This is a genomic window from Streptomyces beigongshangae, assembly GCF_019710745.1.
GTDB lineage: Bacteria > Actinomycetota > Actinomycetes > Streptomycetales > Streptomycetaceae > Streptomyces > Streptomyces beigongshangae.
In genome coordinates this window covers 1-21091 of sequence record NZ_JAHKJW010000095.1, presented here as the reverse complement: position 1 = coordinate 21091, position 21091 = coordinate 1, and the positions used below count along the sequence as shown (strand labels likewise).

The window sequence follows — 21091 nt, the reverse complement described above, 5'->3', positions numbered from 1 at the left end:
ACGGCCCAGGGCGCGCCCGGCCCGGCGGCGCCCCAGCACGGGCACCCCGGTGGACAGGGGTCCACGGCGCCCGGCGCCGGTGCCGGAGCACCGCAGTCCGGCTGTCCCGCGGCCTCCGCACCGGCGGACCCGTCCGCCGTGCCCCAGCCCGCCGGGTCCGGAACCGGCGGCCCCGTCAACTACAGCCATCCGGGTCGGCAGACCGCCGCGCCGCCTCCGCCCCCGCCGGCCGCACCCCCGGCCCGGCCGGGACAGCCGGCCCGGCCCGTGGCGGGCGACGCGACCGGCTGGTCCATGGAAGAGCGCCTGTACAACCAGGTGTGGGGCATGTTCGAGGACCTGGCCCGCACCGCCGCCGCCTACCGCAGCGCCGTCGACTTCGCCGAGTCGCGCATGGAGCAGGAGCTCGACAAGGTCCTGTCCGACCCGCGCAGCCGGATGGGCGGGCAGGGCGACGCCGCCCGCGAGGCGGCCCGCGCCAAGCACGGCGAGCTGATCGACCGGGCCAGGCAGGCGTTCGACCGCGACCTGGCCCAGCTCACCGCCGAGGCCGAGGTCGTCGAGCCCGCCCTGCCGCCCGCGTTCGCCCGCTGGGACAACCCCGCCTGGCACGCCTACCGGGTACCGATGGAGATCCCCATGGCCCTGCGCCTGGGCGACCTGCACCTGCCCGAGAGCGCCGGCCTCAGCATCCCCATGCTGGTGCGGCTGCCGCTGGAGCGCGGTCTGTGGATCGACAGCGGCCGCACCGGGTCCTTCGAGGGCTCGATCGCCGACTCCGACGACCTGCGCCGCCTCGCCATGGACACGGCCGTGGCCCACGCGGCCCGGCTGCTCGCCGTCTACCCGGCGGGCGAGTACACCGTGCACGTCATCGACGCGGCGGGCTCGGCGGCCTCGTCGCTCGCGCCGCTCGTGAGCACCGGAGTGCTCGCGGCACCGCCCGCCGCCGGCGCCGCGGGGGTGAACGACGTACTGACCCGGCTGACCCAGCGCGTCGACCTGGTGCAGATGGCCATCAGGGGCGGCGCGGCCGACTCCCTGCCGCCCGACCTCGACCCGGCCGAGCAGCTGCTGATCGTCAACGACTTCCCGCACGGCTTCGACGACCGCGCCGTGACCCGGCTGCGCTACCTCGCGGACGAGGGGCCGGCCGTCGGGGTGCACCTCATGCTGGTCGCCGACCGGGAGGACGCCGCCGCCTACGGGCCGCTGCTCGACCCGCTGTGGCGCTCGCTGCTCCGGCTCACACCGGTGCCCGACGACCACCTCGCGGACCCGTGGGTCGGGCACACGTGGACCTACGACCCCTCGCACGTGCCGCCGGGCAGTCAGGTGCTGCAGCACGTCCTCACCCGGGTGTCGGCCGCCCGTCGCGCCTGGAACCGCTGAGAGCCGCCGCCCGGCACACCGCCAGGAGCCGCCGCACGGAGTCACAGAGGTCCGCCCTTGGCGGACCTCTGTGCTTTCCCAAGAGTTGGTCAACGAGCCTGACCAGCCAACTTGGCTTTTCTTTTACCAATCTCTTTACCTTTCCTTGGTGGTTGGGGTACTGTCGTTCGTGCGGAGGGGAGTACTCCCTACCTACTGCGGCGTACCCGTCAATACGGATCAGGCCAGATCCCGGGGCGTCGGCCCGAAGTGCACGAGCGCATCACGCGCCCGGGCACATCGGGTGGAAGAGACCTCCGGCAGCGACGACGCTGACATTTGCCGTTACGTACTGCCGGAGGCGCAGTGGATGTTTCCGTGACCCTTTGGGTCCTGACAATCGTGGGCCTGGCGGCCCTCATCGGGGTCGACTTCTTCATCGGCCGCAAACCGCACGACGTGTCGATCAAGGAAGCCGGAATCTGGACGGTCGTCTGGATCGTCCTGGCGGCCCTGTTCGGACTCGGGCTGCTGCTCTTCTCCGGCGGCCAGCCCGCCGGAGAGTTCTTCGCCGGCTTCATCACCGAGAAGTCGCTGAGCGTCGACAACCTCTTCGTCTTCGTCCTGATCATGGCGAAGTTCGCGGTTCCCACGCAGTACCAGCAGCGCGTGCTGCTCATCGGCGTGCTGATAGCCCTCGTCCTGCGAGCGATCTTCATCGCCGCGGGCGCGGCCATCCTGGCGAGCTTCGCGTGGGTCTTCTACATCTTCGGCGCGTTCCTGATCTACACCGCGTGGAAGCTGATCCAGGAAGCCCGCGCCGACGACGAGGACGAGGAGTTCGAGGAGAACCGGCTGCTCAAGGCAGCCGAGCGCCGCTTCGGTGTCGCCGACCGCTACCACGGCACCAAGCTGTGGATCCAGCAGAACGGCAAGCGGGTCATGACCCCGATGCTGGTCGTCATGCTGGCGATCGGCACCACCGACGTGCTCTTCGCGCTCGACTCGATCCCCGCGATCTTCGGTCTGACGCAGGACCCGTACATCGTCTTCACGGCCAACGCGTTCGCGCTGATGGGCCTGCGGCAGCTGTACTTCCTGATCGGCGGACTCCTCAAGAAGCTGGTCCACCTCAGCTACGGCCTGTCGGTCATCCTCGGATTCATCGGCGTCAAGCTGGTGCTGCACGCGCTGCACGAGTCCGGCGTCCATGTGCCGGAGATCTCCATCCCGGTCTCCCTCGGCGTGATCTGCGCCGTCCTGGTGGTCACCACGATCACCAGCCTGATCGCCTCCAGGAAGCAGGAGGCCGAGAAGGCGCGGACGGCCGAAGGCGTGCAGAAGGCCGAAGGGTCCGACAAGGACAGCATCGACGTCTGACCCGTCTGACGCGGGGACAACGAGCACCGGGAGCACCGCTCCCGGTGCTCTCCCGTGTGCGGGGCGCCCGCCGGGGTGCGGGGCGCGCGGACGCCTGCGACGATCGCTGCATGCTCGTTCGGCTTCGGACGCTCGTGACCCGGTGGACGGCCGTCGTGCCGGTGGCCGCGATCGTCCTGCTGGCCCTCACCTGGGGCCGGGGGCTGCCCGGCGTGGTCGTCGCCCTGGTGACGCTGGTGCTGGCCGGCGCCGTACTGGCCGCGGTCCACCATGCCGAGGTGGTCGCCCACCGGGTCGGTGAGCCCTTCGGCTCGCTGGTCCTCGCCGTGGCCGTGACGATCATCGAGGTGGCACTGATCGTCACCCTCATGGCGGACGGCGGGGACAAGAGCGCCACGCTGGCCCGCGACACCGTCTTCGCGGCCGTGATGATCACCTGCAACGGCATCGTCGGCCTGAGCCTGCTCGTCGCCTCGCTGCGGCACGGCCTGGCCGTCTTCAACGCGGAGGGCACCGGCGCCGCCCTCGCGACCGTGGCGACACTGGCGACCCTCAGCCTGGTGCTGCCGACCTTCACGACCAGCAAGCCGGGGCCGGAGTTCTCCACGGCCCAGCTCACCTTCGCCGCCGTCTCCTCGCTCGTCCTGTACGGCCTGTTCGTGGCGACGCAGACCGTACGGCACCGCGACTACTTCCTGCCGGTCACCCGGCAGGGCGCGGTGATCGACGCCGACGACCACGCCGGCATCCCCTCCTTCCGGACCACGATGACCAGCCTGGGACTCCTCGGCCTGGCCCTCGTCGGCGTGGTCGGTCTCGCCAAGGGCGTCTCGCCCACCATCGAGTCCGGAGTGGAGGGCGCCGGAATGCCGCACTCCGTGGTGGGTGTGATCATCGCCCTGCTCGTCCTGCTGCCCGAGACGATCGCCGCACTGCGCTCCGCCCGCCGCGACCGCGTCCAGACCAGCCTGAACCTCGCCCTCGGCTCGGCGATGGCGAGCATCGGCCTGACCATCCCGGCCGTGGCCGTCGCGTCCGTCTGGCTCTCCGGCCCGCTCGTCCTCGGCCTCGGCTCCACTCACATGGTGCTGCTCGCGCTGACCGTCGTGGTCAGCTCCCTCACGGTGGTTCCGGGCCGGGCGACGCCGCTCCAGGGCGGTGTGCACCTGGTGCTGTTCGCGGCGTACCTGGAGTTGGCGATCAACCCGTAGACGCCGCGAGGACGGTCCCGCTCAGCCCGTGACCGGCTCGGCCGCCACCGCGTCCGCGTCGGCGGGCCGGGTCTCGGGGAGCAGGGCGAAGCAGCCGAGGCTGAGCAGCCCGACGCCCGTCAGATAGGCGGCCACACCCCACGGCACCCGCCCGCTCCCGTCGGCGAGCGCCGTCGCCACGATCGGGGTGAGCGCGCCGCCGAGCACCCCGCCCAGGTTGTAGCCCACCGCCGCACCCGTGCAGCGCACCCGCGGCTCGTACAGTTCCGCCAGATACGCGGCGACCACGCCGAACATCGTCACGAACGCGATCAGCGCCACCAGGAACCCGAGGAACATCAGCAGCGGCTCGCCCGTCGACAGCAGCCCGATCATCGGGAACATCCACACGGTGGCGGCCGCGCAGCCGGCCAGGCACAGGGGCCGTCGCCCGTAGCGGTCGCTGAGGACGGCCGCCAGCGGGGTGAGCGCGCCCTTCACCACGACGGCCGCCATGATGCAGGCCAGCATGACGGTCCGGCTCACCCCGAGCCGCTCGGTCGCGTAGGCGAGGGACCAGGTCGTCACCGTGTAGAAGAGCGCGTACCCGACCGCGAGCGCCCCGGCCGTCAGCAGCACGAGCCGCCAGTGGCCGCGGACCACCTCGGCGAGCGGCACGCGCGCGTGCTCCCGCAGTTCGAGGAAGCGAGGACTCTCGGCGAGGGAGGAGCGCAGCCACAGCCCGGCGGCGGCGAGCACACCCGCGGCCCAGAACGGCACCCGCCAGCCCCAGGAAGCGAACTGCGCCTCGGTCAGCGTCGCCGAGAGGGCGAGCATCACACCGTTGGCGAGGACGAAGCCCAGCGCCGGCCCGACCTGGGGGAAGCTCGACCACAGTCCACGGCGGCCGGCGGGCGCGTGCTCGGCGGTCAGCAACACCGCCCCGCCCCACTCCCCGCCCAGCCCGAGCCCCTGCAGGAAACGCAGCACGAGGAGCAGCAGGGGAGCGGCCGCGCCGATGGAGCCGTACGTCGGCACGCAGCCGACGGCGACGGTCGCGGCGCCGGTCAGCAGCAGGGACGCGACGAGCACGGGCCGCCGTCCGTGCCGGTCCCCGACGTGTCCGAACAGGACCGAGCCCAGGGGCCGCGCGACGAACCCCGCTGCGAACGTACCGAAGGCCGCCAGCGTCCCGGCGACCGGCGAGAACGTGGGGAAGAACAGCGGACCGAGGACGAGCGCGGCAGCCGTCCCGTAGACGAAGAAGTCGTAGAACTCGATGGCCGTCCCGGCGAGCGCGGCGGCCGCGAGCCGCACCATGGAAGGGGGCTGCGGCGGCTGCGAGGACTTCAGAGGCTTCGGGGACTTTACTGTGCGTACACGGTGCATGCCGCGTCAACTGCCCCCGGTCACCGTGGGTTACGGGAGCGTGCGGGACCCGGGGCCGCGGCACGGCACCGTGATAAACCGGGTCCGAGCAGCGGTCCTGGACGGACCGAGCCATTCGACCGGACCGGAGGAACAGTGCCCCGCACCCTCGCCAGCGCCCCCGTCATGATTCTCAACGGGCCCAATCTGAACCTCCTGGGCCGGCGGCAGCCGGAGATCTACGGTTCCGACACGCTCGCCGACGTCGAGGCGCTGTGTGCCGGGGCGGCGGCCGCGCACGGGGGCACGGTCGACTTCCGGCAGTCCAACCACGAGGGCGAGCTGGTCGACTGGATCCACGAGGCACGCCTCGGCCACGCAGGGATCGTGATCAACCCGGGCGCCTACTCGCACACCTCCGTCGCGATCCTGGACGCCCTCAACGCGTGTGACGGCATGCCCGTGGTGGAGGTCCACATCTCCAACATCCACCGGCGGGAGGAGTTCCGGCACCACTCGTACGTCTCCCTGCGCGCCGACGGCGTCATCGCGGGATGCGGCGTGCAGGGGTACGTGTTCGGGGTGGAGCGGATCGCGGCGCTGGCGGGGGCGGGGCGGACGAAGGACTGACGGCACCGGGTGCCGTCCGGGGAGTACGGGCCTGGGCGTACGGTCCTGGACGTACCGACCGTTTCAGAGCCGTCCCGGCTCCACGACGCGCCGCAGGAAGCGCCGTGTGCGTTCCTCGCGCGGCTCGCCGAAGACCTCCTCGGCCGTGCCGCGCTCCCGTACGACCCCGCCGTCGAGGAAGCAGACCTGGTCCGCGACATCGCGGGCGAAGCCCATCTCGTGCGTGGCCAGCACCATGGTCAGACCGTCGTCCTTCAGGTCCCGGACGACGCCCAGCACCTCTCCCACGAGTTCGGGGTCGAGCGCGGCGGTGATCTCGTCGAGGAGCAGCAGCCGGGGGCGTACGGCCAGGGCGCGGACGATCGCGACCCGCTGCTGCTGGCCGCCGCTCAGCCGGTCGGGATACTCATCGGCCCTGTCGGCGAGCCCGAGCCGGTCCAGCAGCTCGCGGGCGTGCGCCCGTGCCTGCGCACGGGGGACGCCGTGCACGCGCCGCGGGGCCAGCGTGATGTTCTCCAGGACGCTCATGTGCGGAAAGAGGTTGTACGCCTGGAAGACCACGCCGATGCGGCGGCGCACCGCGTCCTGGTCGGCCCGCGGGTCGCTGATCTCCTCGCCGTCCAGCCAGACGGCGCCGTCGTCGATCTCCTCCAGGAGGCCGGCGCAGCGCAGCAGGGTCGACTTGCCGGAACCGGAGGCGCCGATCAGCGCCGTCACCGTGTGCGGGGCGACCTCCAGGTCGACGTCGCGCAGGACGACCGAACCACCGAAGGTCTTGCGGACGGACTCCATGCGCAGCACGGGTGCGGCGTCGTCGCCGGTCGTCCCGCTCATACGGCCCCTCCCTGTGCCTGCCGGCGGTTCATCCGCGCCGTGACCCAGTCGGTGAGGCGGGTCATCGGGACGGTCAGCGCGACGAAGACCAGCCCCGCGACGACGTACGGCGTGTAGTTGAGACTGCGGCCCACGATGATGTCCGCGGCGCGCACCGCGTCGACCGCGCCGCCGATCGAGACGAGCCCGGTGTCCTTCTGCAGGGACACCAGGTCGTTCAGGAGCGGCGGCACCTGGCGGCGTACGGCCTGGGGGAGCACCACGTACCGCAGCGTCTGACGGTTGCTCAGCCCGAGCGAGCGCGCCGCGGCACGCTGCGAGGGATGGACCGACTCGATGCCGGCGCGGAACACCTCGGCGACGTACGCCGAGTACGTCAGCGTGAGCGCCGCGCCGCCCAGCAGCACCGGATCGACCGTGATGCCCTGCAGACGCAGGGCCGGCACCCCCAGAACGACGATCATCAGGTTGATGATCAGCGGCAGACCGCGGAAGAAGTCGGTGTACGCGGCGGCCAGCACCCGCAGGGGGAAGAACACCGGACCGCGCAGCGTGCGGGCCACGGCGATCAGCAGACCGAGGACGAGGACCGCGACGCCGCACGCCAGCAGCAGCCGGACGTTCAGCCACAGCCCTTCGAGGACCACGGGGAACGCCTCGCGCGCGTACCGCGCGTCGAAGAACGTCTCCCTGGTGCGCGGCCAGCCCGGCGCGCCGACGACGACGAGGCACAGGACGACGCCGGTCACCAGGGTGGAGAGCGCGGCGACCGCCGTCGCGCGGCGGGCACGGGAACGCTTGTGGCGCTCCCGCTCGATCCGCCGCCACGACGGGACGTAGGTGTCGCGCGCGTCCGCGCCCGGCTCCTCCCTCGCGACCGTCACCTGAGTACCGGCACGTCGACGGCGTCGGACAGCCACCGCTTCTCCAGGGCGGCGAGGGTGCCGTCCTCGCGCAGGGCGTCCACGGCGTCCGTCACGCACGGGGTGAGCGCGCTGCCCTTGTCCAGCACGAGCCCGAACTGCTCCGGGGTCCCGCCCCGGTTCTCGAACTGCCCGACGATCCTCGCGTCGGTGACCTCGGCGCCGGTGATGTAGAAGGCGGTCGGCAGGTCGACGACGACGGCGTCCACCTGGCCGTTCCGCAGCGCGGACTTGGCCTGGTCGTTCTTCGCGTACGCGGCCGGCGCCCGGGTCGGCCGCACCACGTCGTCGATGTGGTCCAGGCTGGTCGTGCCGACCTGGGCGCCCAGCCTGACGCGCCTGAGGTCGGCGATGCCCGTCGCCCCGGCGGCTCTGGAGTCCTTCATGGCGACGACGGCCTGGCGCACGTCGTAGTAGCCGGACGAGAAGTCGACGGCCTTCCTGCGCTCGTCGCTGATCGACACCTGGTTGATGTCGAAGTCGAAGGTCTTCTCGCCGGGTGCGAAGGCCTTGTTGAAGGGCACGGTCCGCCAGGCGACGTCACCCTCGTCGTAGCCGAGCCGCTTCGCCACGGCGTACGCGACGGCCGACTCGAATCCCCGGCCGTTGGCGGGCCTGCCGTCCTCGAACCACGGCTCGTACGCGGGCTCGTCCGTCGCGACGGTCAGCTTCCCGGAGACCTCGGTGTCCAGCCCGCCCGCGGCGCACGAGGAGGCGGAGGGCCTGCCGGCCGCCTCCTCCTCCGGTTGCGGACCGCAGCCGGCGGCGAAGGCGACGGCGAGCAGAGCGGCGGTGACGGCGGGCACGGTCCCGCGAGGGACGCTTCGGGCAGGATGCATGGCGGGAGAGTGGCAGGGCGCGGGCCCGGCTGTCGAGGACACGGCGCGATTTCCCACGGAGTGGGAACGGGTGTTGCGGCGCTGTGAACCGGCGCGACACCGACGGCCTCCGACGGTGCCCGGAAGGGGCGCCCGGAAGCGGCGCCCGGAAGCGGTGGCCGCCGGACGTCGGCCACCACCGCCGGGCGGGGCCGCCGGCCCGAGGGCAGGAATCGAAAGGCCGGCCACCCGTCCACGCGGGAGCCGTCACCCCGTGCGGAACCGCCACCAGTGGACAGCGCGGCCCCTGGTGCGGGAAGCGCGCGCAGGACAGCGCTGCGAGTGCTCGGTTCACACGGGGCGCGCGGGACGTCGGGCACACCGTCCCCCGCGCCCCGGAGGGCGCGGGGCGGGCCGGCTCACCAGCCCCGTGCGCGCCACTCCGGCAGGTGGGGCCGCTCCGCGCCCAGCGTCGTGTCGTTGCCGTGGCCCGGGTAGACCCAGGTCTCGTCCGGCAGGGTGCCGAAGACCTTGGTCTCCACATCGTCGATCAGACGGGCGAAGGCCACCGGGTCCTTGCCCGTGTTGCCCACGCCGCCCGGGAAGAGGCAGTCGCCCGTGAAGACGTGCGGGTGGCCGTGCGGGTCGTCGTAGACCAGCGCGATCGAGCCGGGCGTGTGCCCCACCAGATGGCGCGCGGTCAGCTCCACATGACCCACCCGGATCGTGTCGCCGTCCGCGACAGGTACGTCCGTCGGGACGGGGATGCCCTCGACGTCGTCCCGCCCCGCGTACGTGCGCGCGCCCGTGGCCGCCACGACCTCCGCGAGGGCCTGCCAGTGGTCGCCGTGCCGGTGCGTGGTCACCACGGACGCGATCCCGTCGGCGCCGATCAGCGTGAGCAGCGTCCCGGCGTCGTCGGCCGCGTCGATCAGGAGCTGCTCGTCCGTGGCCCGGCAGCGCAGCACATAGGCGTTGTTGTCCATCGGACCGACCGCGACCTTGGAGATCATCAGGTCCCGCAGCTCGTGCACGTCCGCAGGGCCGCCGACCTTCACCGCTCCGCTGTAAGTCATGCCGGTCAGCCTATAGCGGGGGCAGTACGGGAAGGGGTCCGCCCTCGACGAGCAGGGCGGTTCCGTCCCGGCGTCCGGCGAGCCAGCCGAGCAGCGCGGGCGCCGGGCCCGTCACGGTGACCTCGGGACCTTCCTCGCCGTCGCGTCCCGTGCGCCACGCGCGCGCACCGTCGGTGACGCGCGTGGGCGGGACCCCGGGGTGCCCGGCGAAGCGGTCAGCGAGGAAGACGATCTCCCGCTCGACGAAATCCGGCGGCAGGTCCTCCGGTTCGTACCCGATCCCCAGGTCCACATGGTGCAGCTCGACCTCGATCCACCGCCGGAAGGGCACCCGGGCCGCGGTGTCGGTGACCCCGTTGCGCAGCTCCACGACGCGGGACCAGTCGGCGAGCCCGGACCAGACCCCGTGGAACCGCGCCGCGCTGTCGCGCAGGTCGGCGAGGTGTGTCCGCAGGGGCCTGGGGGCGTCCCGCTCGATATCGGCGTCCCGGTCCTCGGCGGAGACGTACATCGGCCGCCCCTCCAGGACGTTCACGAGGGCGTCCGCGTTGCGGGCGAGGTGGGCCAGGACATGGCCACGGCTCCAGCCGGGCAGTCGTGACGGTTCCGTCACACCGGTGTCGTCCAGCGCGGCCACTGCGTTGAGCAGCCGTTCGGTCGCGTCACGTACAGACACCAGGTCGCGCACATGATCGTTCATGCGTCCGACGATAGCCGCGCCACACGTCCGGGTGAAGGTGGCGGGAAATCTCCGTAATTCGAATACACGTGCCATAAGGTTCGGTGGCGGCGCCGGGCATTCTTGGAAGCCCGGGATTGTTCCCATCGAGGCGAACCGAACCGGCGTTGTCAGTGGCTCCCCCTAGTCTGGAGAAGACGGGGGCCCCGCCCCTGTCACTTCCCTCAAGAAAGGTGCGGACCGGCGTGGCCGACCGTCTCATCGTCCGTGGAGCGCGCGAGCACAACCTCAAGAACGTCTCGCTCGACCTCCCCCGCGACTCGCTCATCGTCTTCACGGGCCTGTCGGGGTCGGGCAAGTCCTCGTTGGCCTTCGACACCATCTTCGCCGAGGGGCAGCGGCGCTACGTGGAGTCGCTGTCCTCGTACGCCCGGCAGTTCCTCGGCCAGATGGACAAGCCGGACGTCGACTTCATCGAAGGTCTCTCCCCGGCGGTCTCCATCGACCAGAAGTCGACCTCGCGCAACCCGCGCTCGACGGTCGGCACCATCACCGAGGTCTACGACTACCTGCGGCTGCTCTTCGCGCGCATCGGCAAGCCGCACTGCCCCCAGTGCGGACGCCCCATCTCGCGCCAGTCGCCGCAGGCCATCGTCGACAAGGTCCTGGAGCTGCCGCAGGGCAGCCGCTTCCAGGTGCTCTCCCCGCTCGTGCGCGAGCGCAAGGGAGAGTTCGTCGACCTCTTCGCCGACCTGCAGACCAAGGGGTACAGCAGGGCCCGGGTGGACGGCGAGACGATCCAGCTCACCGAGCCGCCCACGCTGAAGAAGCAGGAGAAGCACACCATCGAGGTGGTCGTCGACCGCCTCACGGTCAAGGAGGGCGCCAAGCGCCGCCTGACCGACTCCGTGGAGACCGCGCTCGGCCTCTCCGGCGGCATGGTCGTGCTCGACTTTGTCGACCTCCCGGCCGACGACCCCGAGCGCGAGCGGATGTACTCGGAGCACCTGTACTGCGCGTACGACGACCTGTCCTTCGAGGAGCTGGAGCCCCGCTCCTTCTCCTTCAACTCGCCCTNCGACCTGTCCTTCGAGGAGCTGGAGCCCCGCTCCTTCTCCTTCAACTCGCCCTTCGGCGCCTGCCCCGAGTGCTCCGGCATCGGCACGCGCATGGAGGTCGACGCGGAGCTGATCGTCCCGGACCCGGACAAGTCCCTCGACGAGGGCGCCATACACCCCTGGTCGCACGGGCACAGCAAGGAGTACTTCGGACGCCTGACCGGAGCCCTGGCGAACGCGCTGGGATTCCGGACCGACATCCCCTTCGCCGGTCTGCCCCAGCGCGCCAAGAAGGCGCTCCTGCACGGACACAAGACGCAGATCGAGGTCCGCTACCGCAACCGCTACGGCAGGGAGCGCGTGTACACCACGCCCTTCGAGGGCGCCGTCCCGTTCGTGAAGCGCCGGCACACCGAGGCCGAGAGCGACACGAGCCGCGAGCGCTTCGAGGGCTACATGCGGGAGGTGCCCTGCCCCACCTGTGAGGGCACGCGCCTCAAGCCCGTCGTCCTCGCGGTCACGGTCATGGAGAAGTCCATCGCCGAGGTCGCCGCCATGTCCATCAGCGACTGCGCGGACTTCCTGGGCGAGCTGAGGCTCGACGACCGCGACAAGAAGATCGCCGAGCGCGTCCTGAAGGAGGTCAACGAACGGCTGCGCTTCCTGGTCGATGTCGGCCTCGACTACCTCTCGCTGAACCGCGCCGCGGGCACCCTCTCCGGCGGCGAGGCTCAGCGCATCCGGCTGGCCACCCAGATCGGCTCCGGCCTCGTGGGCGTCCTGTACGTCCTGGACGAGCCGTCCATCGGCCTGCACCAGCGGGACAACCACCGCCTCATCGAGACCCTGGTCCGGCTGCGCGACATGGGCAACACGCTCATCGTCGTCGAGCACGACGAGGACACCATCAAGGTCGCCGACTGGATCGTCGACATCGGCCCCGGCGCGGGCGAGCACGGCGGCCACGTCGTGCACAGCGGCTCCCTGAAGGAACTCCTCGACAACGAGGAGTCGCAGACCGGCCAGTACCTGTCCGGCAGGAAGGCCATCCCGCTGCCCGAGGTCCGGCGTCCGCGCGACCCCTCCCGGCAGCTCACGGTGCACGGCGCCCGCGAGAACAACCTCCGGGACATCGACGTGTCGTTCCCGCTGGGCATCCTCACGGCCGTCACGGGTGTCTCCGGCTCCGGCAAGTCGACCCTGGTCAACGACATCCTGTACACGCACCTGGCCCGCGAGCTGAACGGCGCCAGGAGCGTCCCCGGCCGCCACACGCGCGTCGCGGGCGACGACCTCGTCGACAAGGTCGTGCACGTCGACCAGTCGCCCATCGGCCGCACCCCCCGGTCGAACCCGGCCACGTACACCGGTGTCTTCGACCACGTCCGCAAGCTGTTCGCCGAGACCACCGAGGCGAAGGTCCGCGGCTACCTGCCCGGCCGCTTCTCCTTCAACGTCAAGGGCGGCCGCTGCGAGAACTGCGCGGGCGACGGCACGATCAAGATCGAGATGAACTTCCTCCCGGACGTGTACGTCCCGTGCGAGGTCTGCCACGGTGCCCGCTACAACCGGGAGACCCTGGACGTCCACTACAAGGGCAAGTCCATCGCCGACGTCCTGAACATGCCGATCGAGGAGGCCATGAACTTCTTCGAGGCGGTCCCGGCGATCTCCCGCCACCTCAGGACGCTCAACGACGTCGGCCTCGGCTACGTCCGGCTCGGCCAGTCCGCGACGACCCTGTCCGGCGGCGAGGCCCAGCGGGTGAAGCTCGCCAGCGAACTCCAGAAGCGGTCCACCGGGCGCACGGTGTACGTCCTGGACGAGCCGACCACCGGTCTGCACTTCGAGGACATCAGCAAGCTGCTCGTCGTGCTGTCCGGCCTGGTCGACAAGGGCAACACGGTGATCGTCATCGAGCACAACCTCGACGTCATCAAGACCGCGGACTGGGTCGTCGACATGGGTCCCGAGGGCGGCGCGGGCGGCGGCGTCGTCGTCGCCGAGGGCACGCCCGAGGAGGTCGCCGGGGTGCCGGCCAGCCACACGGGCAAGTTCCTGCGGGAGGTCCTGGGCGCCGAGCGCATCAGCGACGCCCCGCAGGCGAAGCCCGCGGGCAAGGCCACCGCCAAGAAGGTCGCGGCGGCCGGATCGACGACGAGGAAGACGGCGACGGCCCGCACCACGGCGGCCGGCTCCACCGCGGCCACGAAGAAGGCGGCCCCGGCGAAGAAGGCCACCTCGGCGAAGAAGGCCACCTCGGCGAAGAAGGCGACCCCGGCTAAGAAGACGGCACGGGCCCGGAAGGTCTGAGCGAAGGCCCGGGTCAGGTCCGTACGGCCCGGTGCCGGCCGCGGTGCGCCGCGCCCCACGGGAGACCCCGTGGGGCGCGGCGCACCGCGGCTCCGTCTCAGAGGGCGCCCATCTCGTGGGCGTACGGCGGTTCCGCGCCCGCGCGGGAGCAGGTGATCGCCGCGGCCCGCGCGGCGAACCGCAGCAGCTCGCCCCACCCGTCGGCGCCGAGGCCCGCCACCGCCTCCCCGGACAGCGCGTCGCCGGAGGCGAGGCGATGCAGCAGCGCCGCGTTCACCGTGTCGCCCGCGCCGATCGTGTCGACCACGTCGACCCGTTCGCCCGGCACGGAGTACTCACCGCCGTCCCGGGTGAACGCGGTCAGCCCGTCGCCGCCCCGCGTGATCACGACGGCCGAGGGACCGGCGGTCAGCCACTCGCGCGGCGTGCCGCCCAGCCACTCGGCGTCCTCCTCGGAGAGCTTGAGCAGCGACACCGAGGGCAGCCAGCTCTTGAACCGCGCCCGGTAGGCGTCCGGGTCGGGGATGAGACCCGCGCGGATGTTCGGATCGAGTGCGGTGAACACGCCCTGCTCGTGAGCGCTCCGCATCAGCTCCTCGTACGCGCTCGCGCCCGGCTCCAGCACGAGCGAACACGTACCGAACGACACCGCCCGCGTGCCGTCCGGGAGCCGGTCGGGCGCCGAGAACAGCCGGTCCGCGGTGCCCTCCACGTAGAAGGAGTAACCGGCCGAGCCGTCCGCCGAGATGGACGCGACGGCCAGGGTCGTGGGCTCGGCGCCCCGCTGCACGGACGCCACGTCGACGCCCGCCTCGTGCAGCCCGCCGAGCAGGGCCTCGCCGAAGGCGTCGGTCGAGATCCGGGAGCAGAAGGCCGTGGGGGAGCCGAGCCGGCCCAGTGCCACCGCCGTGTTGTACGGGCCGCCGCCGCGGCGCGGGGCGAGCGCGGCGAGTGCGCCCTTCTCACTGGGCACCAGATCGATCAGGGCCTCACCGGCGACGACGATCACGAGACGGATCCTTTCTCGGGGCAGCCGCACGAGGTGCGGTGTACGAAGGAGGAGGGCAGCCGGACCGTACGGGCCGCACGGCCGGGGGAGTCCAGCCGTTCCAGCAGCAGCCGCACGGCCTGGGTCCCGATCTCCTTGCTGGGCTGGGAGATCGCGGTGAGCCGGGGCGAGAAGAGGTCCGCCCAGGAGAAGTCGTCGAAGCAGCACAGCGCCAGGTCCGCGGGGACCGACAGCCCGCGCGCCCGCACGGCCCGCAGCGCGCCGATGGTCATCGCGTTGTTGGCCGTGACGAGCGCCGTCGGCGGCGCGGAGAGGGACAGCAGGGTCCCGGTCGCCCGCTCGGCGCCCGCCGCCTCGGAGTTGCCGGGGACCACGAGCCGCTCGTCGTACGCGAGCCCGGCGTACGCCAGGCCGTGCCGGTAACCGGAGATCCGCTCGCTCGTCGTGCTGAGCCCCGGCAGGCCCGCGACCAGGCCGATCCTCCGGTGGCCCAGTTCGGCCAGGTGGGTGACCAGGCGGGCGACGGGCTCGGCGTTCTCCGCGCACACCTGGTCGAACACGAGACCGGGCGCCTGGTCCCCGTCGACCAGCCGGTCCAGGAACACCGTCGGCACGCCGTGCCGCCCGAGGTAGCCGACCAGCTCCCGCGGCCGGGCGGACGGCGCGAGGATCATGCCGTCCACCCGCCGCTCGTGCAGGAGCTGGACCACCTTGCGCTCATGGACCGGGTCGTCGTGCGGATCGGCGATCAGCAGGCTGTACCCGTGCTCCAGGGCACCCGCCTCCACGCCCTGGAGGATTTCCGTGAAGTAGGGATTGCTGATCGACGAGACCGCGAGCCCGATGGACCGTGTACGCGCGGTGACCAGCGATCGGGCCAGGCTGTTCGGGGTGTAGCCGAGCGTCTCGATGGCGTCGAGCACGGCCTGGCGCGTGTGCGGCAGCACCGGACGCGTGTCGTTCACCACGTGCGAGACCGTCGCGACGGACACGCCCGCGTGCCGGGCCACGTCGGCCATCGTCGCCATGGCGCCCTCCTCGGAAGCGTCCGACTGCTCGCCCGCGAAGGTACCTCATCCCATGCGACGCGTAAACGCTTGCGCAAGCGTTTACGCGACAGTGTGCATCAGCACCCGCACCCAGGCGGCACCCCGGCCCGCGACCGCTCGTCCGCTTGCCTGCTCACCTGCTCACCTGCTCACCCGCTCATTCCCAGTCCCACCCGATGCCCACGATCCCCGACCGGACCCGCTGCTCCACCATGTGGACCGACCGGTGGCGTCCGCTCAGCGGCAGTTCCTGGCGGCCGCTGCGGGGCGCCGCCGCCGAGTGCTGGGCGAACCGGTGGCAGCGCACGGGCAGCGTCCCCTCGGCGAACCGCACCTCAAGGGCGTACTGCCCGCCGGAGAAGCCGAACCCGCGCACGTACTCGCTGGACGCGCCGGCCGTGCCGTCCTCGACGCCGTAGCGGAACAGGAAGGTGTCGCCCGTCCGCAGCCGTGTGTCGAAGAGCAGCTCGGCCACGAGCACGCCGGTCTCGTGGTGCCGGAGCACGCGTCCCGTGCGGCAGTTCTCCAGCGCGTGCACCGTCATGCGCTCCGGAGCGCAGCCGGGGTCGCCGTGGTGGACGGCCACATAGCGGTCGACCCCCTCCCTGCGGGCGCGCACGATGTGCTGGGAGTCGCGTCCCAGCAGCTCGCGCCGGGCGCCGATCCGTACCCGCTCGTGATGGCCGAGGGCGAGCAGGCCGCCGTCGAGCGGTGAGTCGAGTTCGGTCAGCAGCTTCTCCAGGGCTCCGGACGCCTCGACCAGCGAGCGGTACGAGCGGGTCGTGGGGCGTTCCGCCGCGGCCAGGCCGTCCGCCGTCGTGAGCAGGCGGATCAGCGACTCGTCCGGCAGCTGGAGTATCTCCTCCAGGGCGCGCACGGCCCGCAGCGACTCGGCGCGCTGGGGCCGGCGGGCGCCCTGCTGCCAGTAGCTCAGGCTCGTCACGCCGACCTTGACCCCGTACCGCGTCAGATGGTGCTGCACGCGCTGCAGCGGCAGTCCGCGGGCGGTGATCGCGGCACGCAGCGCGACATGGAAGGGACCGCCCCGCAGGGCCGTCTCCAGTTCCGCCGCGGTGACGTCCGCGTGCTGTGTGCCGTGTCGCATGCAGGGCCCTTTCTCTGAATGCTCACAACGGCTGCTCGGGCCGTTCGCGCTGTCCGTGGGGGCCGCCCGGACGGCGCGCAGGGAATGAGCACATGCGTACGCCGTGGTTCGCGGCCGGGTAATCCCGCATTGAAGCCTGTTGATCAGGCCCGGACAACACCTGACGCGCAAGTCCGCCGTCCCGGTGGCCGAATGCCACGGGGTCCCCGCGTGGCGGGGCAAGGACCGGTGAGGGGCCGGGGGCGCGGGGCCGGGCGGCAGCTCAGGGCCGGGTCGGGCCCGCCGGCGTCCGGCGGCGCGGGAGGAGCGCGGCAGGCCGGGCGGGGCACCCCCGCCACCGTGAGACTGACGCAGACGCAGACGCAGACGCAGACGCAGATGCAGATGCAGACGCAGATGCAGATGCAGATGCAGACGCAGAGACAGAGACAGACGCAGACGTGGATGCGGACAGGGGCCTCAGGTCCGGCCTCGGCGACCCCGGGCGCGGCCGCCCGCGCCGTGCAGCCGCCGCAGCACCCCGAAAGGCGGGCGGCATGAACCGGGCGGCCGGCTCAGGCGCGGGAGCCGCCGTGCCGTGCCGCCGCCGACCGCAGGCGCTTGGCGCGCACGATGTCCGGGTCGCGGGGGTCGAGACCGGACAGCAGGCCGTCGCCGAACTGCTCCTCGTCCTGGTACGGGCGGACCCGGACCGATCGCCGTGCCTTTTCGATCCGCGTCTGTCGCATCTTCCGCAGCCCTTCGGTCATCGACCCGACGCCCTGGTCCGGAGCGGCGCGTCCACCTGCTTCTGCACTGGTACGAGCGTTGCCCCGAACTGTCTTCGTGTCGTCACGGCCAGCCCCCGAAACGGGTCCCGGTCCACGTGAATTGCCCATCTCCGGCCGGCCGTAACCGTCGGCGCGCGGTCGGGTCCGGCGGGCCGCCGCGCTGTCACACCCCGCCAGTAGGGTGGGAGACATGGCCGACCCCTCCAGCTACCGCCCCAAGCCGGGACAGATCCCCGACTCGCCAGGGGTCTACAGATTCCGCGACGAGCACCGCCGGGTGATCTACGTCGGTAAGGCGAAGAGCCTGCGCCAGCGTCTGGCCAGCTACTTCCAGGACCTCTCCAACCTCCACCCGCGGACGCGCACGATGGTCACCACGGCCGCGTCGGTGGAGTGGACGGTGGTGTCCACGGAGGTGGAGGCGCTCCAGCTGGAGTACTCCTGGATCAAGGAGTTCGATCCGCGGTTCAACGTCAAGTACCGCGACGACAAGAGCTACCCCTACCTCGCGGTCACGATGAACGAGCGGTTCCCGCGGGTGCAGGTGATGCGCGGCCACAAGAAGAAGGGCGTGCGCTACTTCGGTCCGTACGGGCACGCGTGGGCGATCCGCGACACCGTGGACCTCCTCCTGCGCGTCTTCCCGGTGCGGACCTGCTCCGCGGGCGTGTTCCGCAACGCGGAGCGGACCGGCCGCCCCTGTCTGCTCGGCTACATCGGCAAGTGCTCGGCGCCCTGCGTCGGGCGTGTCACGGCCGAGGAGCACCGGGAGCTGGCGGAGGACTTCGGCGACTTCATGGCCGGCCGTACGGGGACGTACATCCGCCGGCTGGAGCGGCAGATGGCGGACGCCGCCGAGGACATGGAGTACGAGCGCGCGGGCCGGCTGCGCGACGACATCGGGGCCCTCAGGAAGGCCATGGAGAAGAGCGCCGTCGTGCTCGCCGACGCCACGGACGCCGATCTGATCGCCCTCGCCGAGGACGAGCTGGAAGCCGCCGTGCAGATCTTCCACGTGCGCGGCGGCCGGGTGCGCGGCCAGCGCGGCTGGGTCACCGACAAGGTCGAGGCCGTCACCACGGGGGGCCTGGTCGAGCACGCGCTGCAGCAGCTGTACGGGGAGGAGACCGGCGACTCCGTACCGAAGGAGGTGCTGGTCCCGGCGCTGCCCGACCCCGTGGAGCCCGTCCAGGAGTGGCTCACCGGGCGGCGCGGGTCGAACGTGTCGCTCCGGATCCCGCAGCGCGGCGACAAGAAGGCCCTCATGGAGACGGTCGAGCGCAACGCCCTCCACGCGCTCGGCCTGCACAAGACCAAGCGCGCCTCCGACCTCACGACCCGCTCCCGCGCGCTGGAGGAGATCGCCGAGGCCCTCGGCCTGGACAGCGCGCCCCTGCGGATCGAGTGCTACGACATCTCGCACCTCCAGGGCGACGACGTCGTGGCGTCGATGGTCGTCTTCGAGGACGGGCTGAGCCGCAAGAGCGAGTACCGCCGCTTCCAGATCAAGGGCTTCGAGGGCCAGGACGACGTCCGGTCCATGCACGAGGTGATCACCCGCCGCTTCAGGCGGTACCTGGGCGAGAAGGAGAAGACCGGCGAGTGGGCCGACGGCGAGGCCGCCCTCACCGAGGAGGACGGGCGGCCCAAGCGCTTCGCGTACCCGCCGCAGCTCGTCGTCGTCGACGGCGGCAGGCCCCAGGTCGCCGCCGCCCAGCGGGCCCTGGACGAGCTGGGCATCGACGACATCGCGGTCTGCGGCCTCGCCAAGCGCCTCGAAGAGGTCTGGCTGCCCGGCGACGACGATCCGGTGGTGCTGCCACGTACCAGTGAAGGGCTCTATCTTCTTCAGCGGGTGCGCGACGAGGCGCACCGCTTCGCCATCACCTACCAGCGCGCCAAGCGGGCCCGGCGCTTCCGGGCGAGCCCGCTCGACGACGTGCCGGGACTCGGCGAGGCGCGCAAGCAGACACTGATCAAACACTTCGGTTCGGTGAAGAGACTGCGATCCGCGACGATCGACCAGATCTGCGAGGTTCCCGGTATAGGCCGCAAGACGGCCGAGGCGATCGCCGTGGCGTTCGCCCGGGCCGCCCCGGCGGCCCCCGCCGTGAACACCGCGACCGGAGAGATCATGGAAGACGACGAGGACCACGCGGACGAGGACCGCGCGCAGGACGGGGCGCCCGGATCGGCGGAGGGCGTCGCAGGGGAGCCCGTGTCCGCGGGCGCCCCGGACGAAAGACGGGGGCAGGAGAGATGACCGAGCACGAGCAGGAAGAACCGGCGGCACGGCGTACGGCGGACGCCGGGGAGGCCCGCGCGGACACGACCGGGGAACCGCGCACGGCCCACGCCGGGACGGCGCACGGGGAAGCGCGCGAGAATCGCCCCCGGCGGACGGCGGCCGATGCGGCCGACGGGGCCGGTACGACCGGTCGCACCGGTGTGACCGGTGCGACCGTTACGGCCGGCGGACCGGCGCGGGAAGACGGAGCGGAAGTGAACACGGGCACGATCATCGAGACGGCCGGCGTCCCCGAGGCGGCCATCCCGGAGCTGGTCATCATCTCCGGGATGTCGGGCGCGGGCCGGTCCACCGCCGCCAAGTGTCTGGAGGACCTGGGCTGGTTCGTCGTCGACAACCTGCCGCCCGCGCTGATCCCCACCATGGTGGAGCTCGGCGCCCGCTCGCAGGGGAACGTGGCGAGGATCGCGGTCGTCGTCGACGTCCGCGGCCGCCGCTTCTTCGACAACCTCCGCGAGTCCCTCGCCGACCTGGAGACCAAGCACGTCACCCGGCGGGTCGTCTTCCTGGAGTCCTCCGACGACGCCCTGGTGCGCCGTTTCGAGTCGGTGCGCCGGCCGCACCCCCTCCAGGGCGACGGCCGCATCGTCGACGGCATCGCCGCCGAGCGCGAACTGCTGCGCGAGCTGCGCGGCGACGCCGACCTGGTGATCGACACCTCCAGCCTGAACGTGCACGAGCTGCGCGCCAAGATGGACGCCCAGTTCGCGGGGGAGGAGGAGCCCGAGCTGCGGGCCACCGTGATGTCCTTCGGCTTCAAGTACGGCCTGCCGGTCGACGCCGACCTGGTCGTGGACATGCGGTTCCTGCCCAACCCGCACTGGGTCCCCGAGCTGCGCCAGTACACCGGCCTCAACGAGGAGGTGGCCGCGTACGTCTTCAACCAGCCCGGCGCCAAGGAGTTCCTCGACCGGTACGCCGAACTGCTGCGCCTCGTCCAGACCGGCTACCGCCGTGAGGGCAAGCGGTACGTGACCATCGCGGTCGGCTGCACCGGCGGCAAGCACCGCTCCGTCGCCATGTCGGAGAAGCTCGCCGCCCGCCTGGTCTCCGAGGGAGTGGAGACGGTCGTCGTCCACCGGGACATGGGCCGCGAATGACGGGACGTTCTCTGCGGCTGGACCGGCTGCGGCGGGCCGGCGCCGACGGGCGCGGCGGCAGGTCCGCCGGGGCCCGCGGCGCCGGACCCGCCAAGCCCGCCGAGGCCCGC

General features: G+C 71.9%; 17 protein-coding genes. 7 read left to right on the top strand and 10 right to left on the bottom strand.

Features of this window, described 5'->3' with window-relative positions; translation table 11 throughout:
* The 3 genes from KM933_RS36765 to KM933_RS36755 all read left to right on the top strand — a co-directional run.
* Positions 1 to 1392 (top strand): export associated protein (locus KM933_RS36765; RefSeq protein ID WP_260334728.1); only part of this gene is annotated, 1392 nt, incomplete at its 5' end.
* A 345-nt stretch (positions 1393 to 1737) separates the two neighbouring features.
* The gene (locus KM933_RS36760) at positions 1738 to 2751 is read left to right on the top strand and encodes a TerC family protein (protein WP_221361225.1); all 1014 of its coding nucleotides are present in this window, start codon (positions 1738 to 1740) and stop codon (positions 2749 to 2751) included.
* Between the two features lie 110 nt (positions 2752 to 2861).
* Positions 2862 to 3962, top strand: a complete 1101-nt coding sequence (locus KM933_RS36755; RefSeq protein ID WP_221361223.1) for a calcium:cation antiporter — start codon at positions 2862 to 2864, stop codon at positions 3960 to 3962.
* Between the two features lie 21 nt (positions 3963 to 3983).
* Here KM933_RS36755 and KM933_RS36750 read toward each other — a convergent pair whose 3' ends face one another.
* Positions 3984 to 5261 (bottom strand): MFS transporter, encoded by a 1278-nt coding sequence (locus KM933_RS36750; protein ID WP_221361221.1) that lies wholly within the window; start codon positions 5259 to 5261, stop codon positions 3984 to 3986.
* Between the two features lie 204 nt (positions 5262 to 5465).
* On the opposite strand from KM933_RS36750, the gene aroQ reads away from it, so the two are divergent.
* Positions 5466 to 5939: a type II 3-dehydroquinate dehydratase gene (aroQ, locus tag KM933_RS36745; RefSeq protein ID WP_221361209.1), complete on the top strand. Its 474-nt coding sequence runs from the start codon at positions 5466 to 5468 to the stop codon at positions 5937 to 5939.
* A 63-nt stretch (positions 5940 to 6002) separates the two neighbouring features.
* On the opposite strand, the gene KM933_RS36740 is transcribed toward aroQ, so the two are convergent.
* The 5 genes from KM933_RS36740 to KM933_RS36720 all read right to left on the bottom strand — a co-directional run bounded on the left by KM933_RS36740 (position 6003) and on the right by KM933_RS36720 (position 10290).
* A complete protein-coding gene (locus KM933_RS36740) occupies positions 6003 to 6773 on the bottom strand; it encodes an amino acid ABC transporter ATP-binding protein (RefSeq protein ID WP_221361200.1) in 771 nt (256 codons plus the stop codon).
* A complete protein-coding gene (locus tag KM933_RS36735; RefSeq protein WP_221361197.1) occupies positions 6770 to 7657 on the bottom strand; it encodes an amino acid ABC transporter permease in 888 nt (295 codons plus the stop codon). The genes KM933_RS36740 and KM933_RS36735 overlap by 4 nt, the downstream gene beginning before the upstream one ends.
* Positions 7654 to 8535 carry an ABC transporter substrate-binding protein gene (locus tag KM933_RS36730; RefSeq protein WP_221361196.1) on the bottom strand — a complete coding sequence of 294 codons (882 nt, stop codon included), beginning with the start codon at positions 8533 to 8535 and terminating at the stop codon, positions 7654 to 7656. Before KM933_RS36730 ends, KM933_RS36735 begins: the two co-directional genes overlap by 4 nt.
* 398 nt (positions 8536 to 8933) lie before the next feature.
* A complete protein-coding gene (locus tag KM933_RS36725; RefSeq protein WP_221361193.1) occupies positions 8934 to 9590 on the bottom strand; it encodes an MBL fold metallo-hydrolase in 657 nt (218 codons plus the stop codon).
* Positions 9591 to 9600: 10 nt separating this feature from the next.
* Entirely contained in the window at positions 9601 to 10290 is a 690-nt protein-coding gene (locus KM933_RS36720) for a maleylpyruvate isomerase family mycothiol-dependent enzyme (protein ID WP_221361190.1), read from the bottom strand.
* 224 nt (positions 10291 to 10514) lie between these two features.
* On the opposite strand from KM933_RS36720, the gene uvrA reads away from it, so the two are divergent.
* Complete coding sequence (uvrA, locus tag KM933_RS36715; RefSeq protein ID WP_221361188.1) at positions 10515 to 13640, top strand: excinuclease ABC subunit UvrA; 3126 nt, start codon at positions 10515 to 10517, stop codon at positions 13638 to 13640.
* Between the two features lie 97 nt (positions 13641 to 13737).
* Here the strand turns inward: uvrA and KM933_RS36710 are convergent, their stop codons facing one another.
* The 4 genes from KM933_RS36710 to KM933_RS36695 form a co-directional block, all read right to left on the bottom strand.
* Entirely contained in the window at positions 13738 to 14649 is a 912-nt protein-coding gene (locus KM933_RS36710; protein ID WP_221361185.1) for a carbohydrate kinase family protein, read from the bottom strand.
* A complete protein-coding gene (locus KM933_RS36705; protein ID WP_221361183.1) occupies positions 14646 to 15677 on the bottom strand; it encodes a LacI family DNA-binding transcriptional regulator in 1032 nt (343 codons plus the stop codon). Before KM933_RS36705 ends, KM933_RS36710 begins: the two co-directional genes overlap by 4 nt.
* A 178-nt stretch (positions 15678 to 15855) precedes the next feature.
* The gene (locus tag KM933_RS36700; protein ID WP_221361181.1) at positions 15856 to 16803 is read right to left on the bottom strand and encodes a hypothetical protein; all 948 of its coding nucleotides are present in this window, start codon (positions 16801 to 16803) and stop codon (positions 15856 to 15858) included.
* Between the two features lie 554 nt (positions 16804 to 17357).
* Positions 17358 to 17531 (bottom strand): hypothetical protein, encoded by a 174-nt coding sequence (locus KM933_RS36695; protein ID WP_221361178.1) that lies wholly within the window; start codon positions 17529 to 17531, stop codon positions 17358 to 17360.
* A 232-nt stretch (positions 17532 to 17763) separates the two neighbouring features.
* Between KM933_RS36695 and uvrC the strand changes: the two genes are divergently transcribed.
* Positions 17764 to 19836, top strand: a complete 2073-nt coding sequence (uvrC, locus tag KM933_RS36690) for an excinuclease ABC subunit UvrC (RefSeq protein WP_221361175.1) — start codon at positions 17764 to 17766, stop codon at positions 19834 to 19836.
* Positions 19833 to 20981, top strand: a complete 1149-nt coding sequence (gene rapZ, locus KM933_RS36685) for an RNase adapter RapZ (RefSeq protein ID WP_221361173.1) — start codon at positions 19833 to 19835, stop codon at positions 20979 to 20981. Before uvrC ends, rapZ begins: the two co-directional genes overlap by 4 nt.
* Positions 20982 to 21091: the final 110 nt, after the last annotated feature.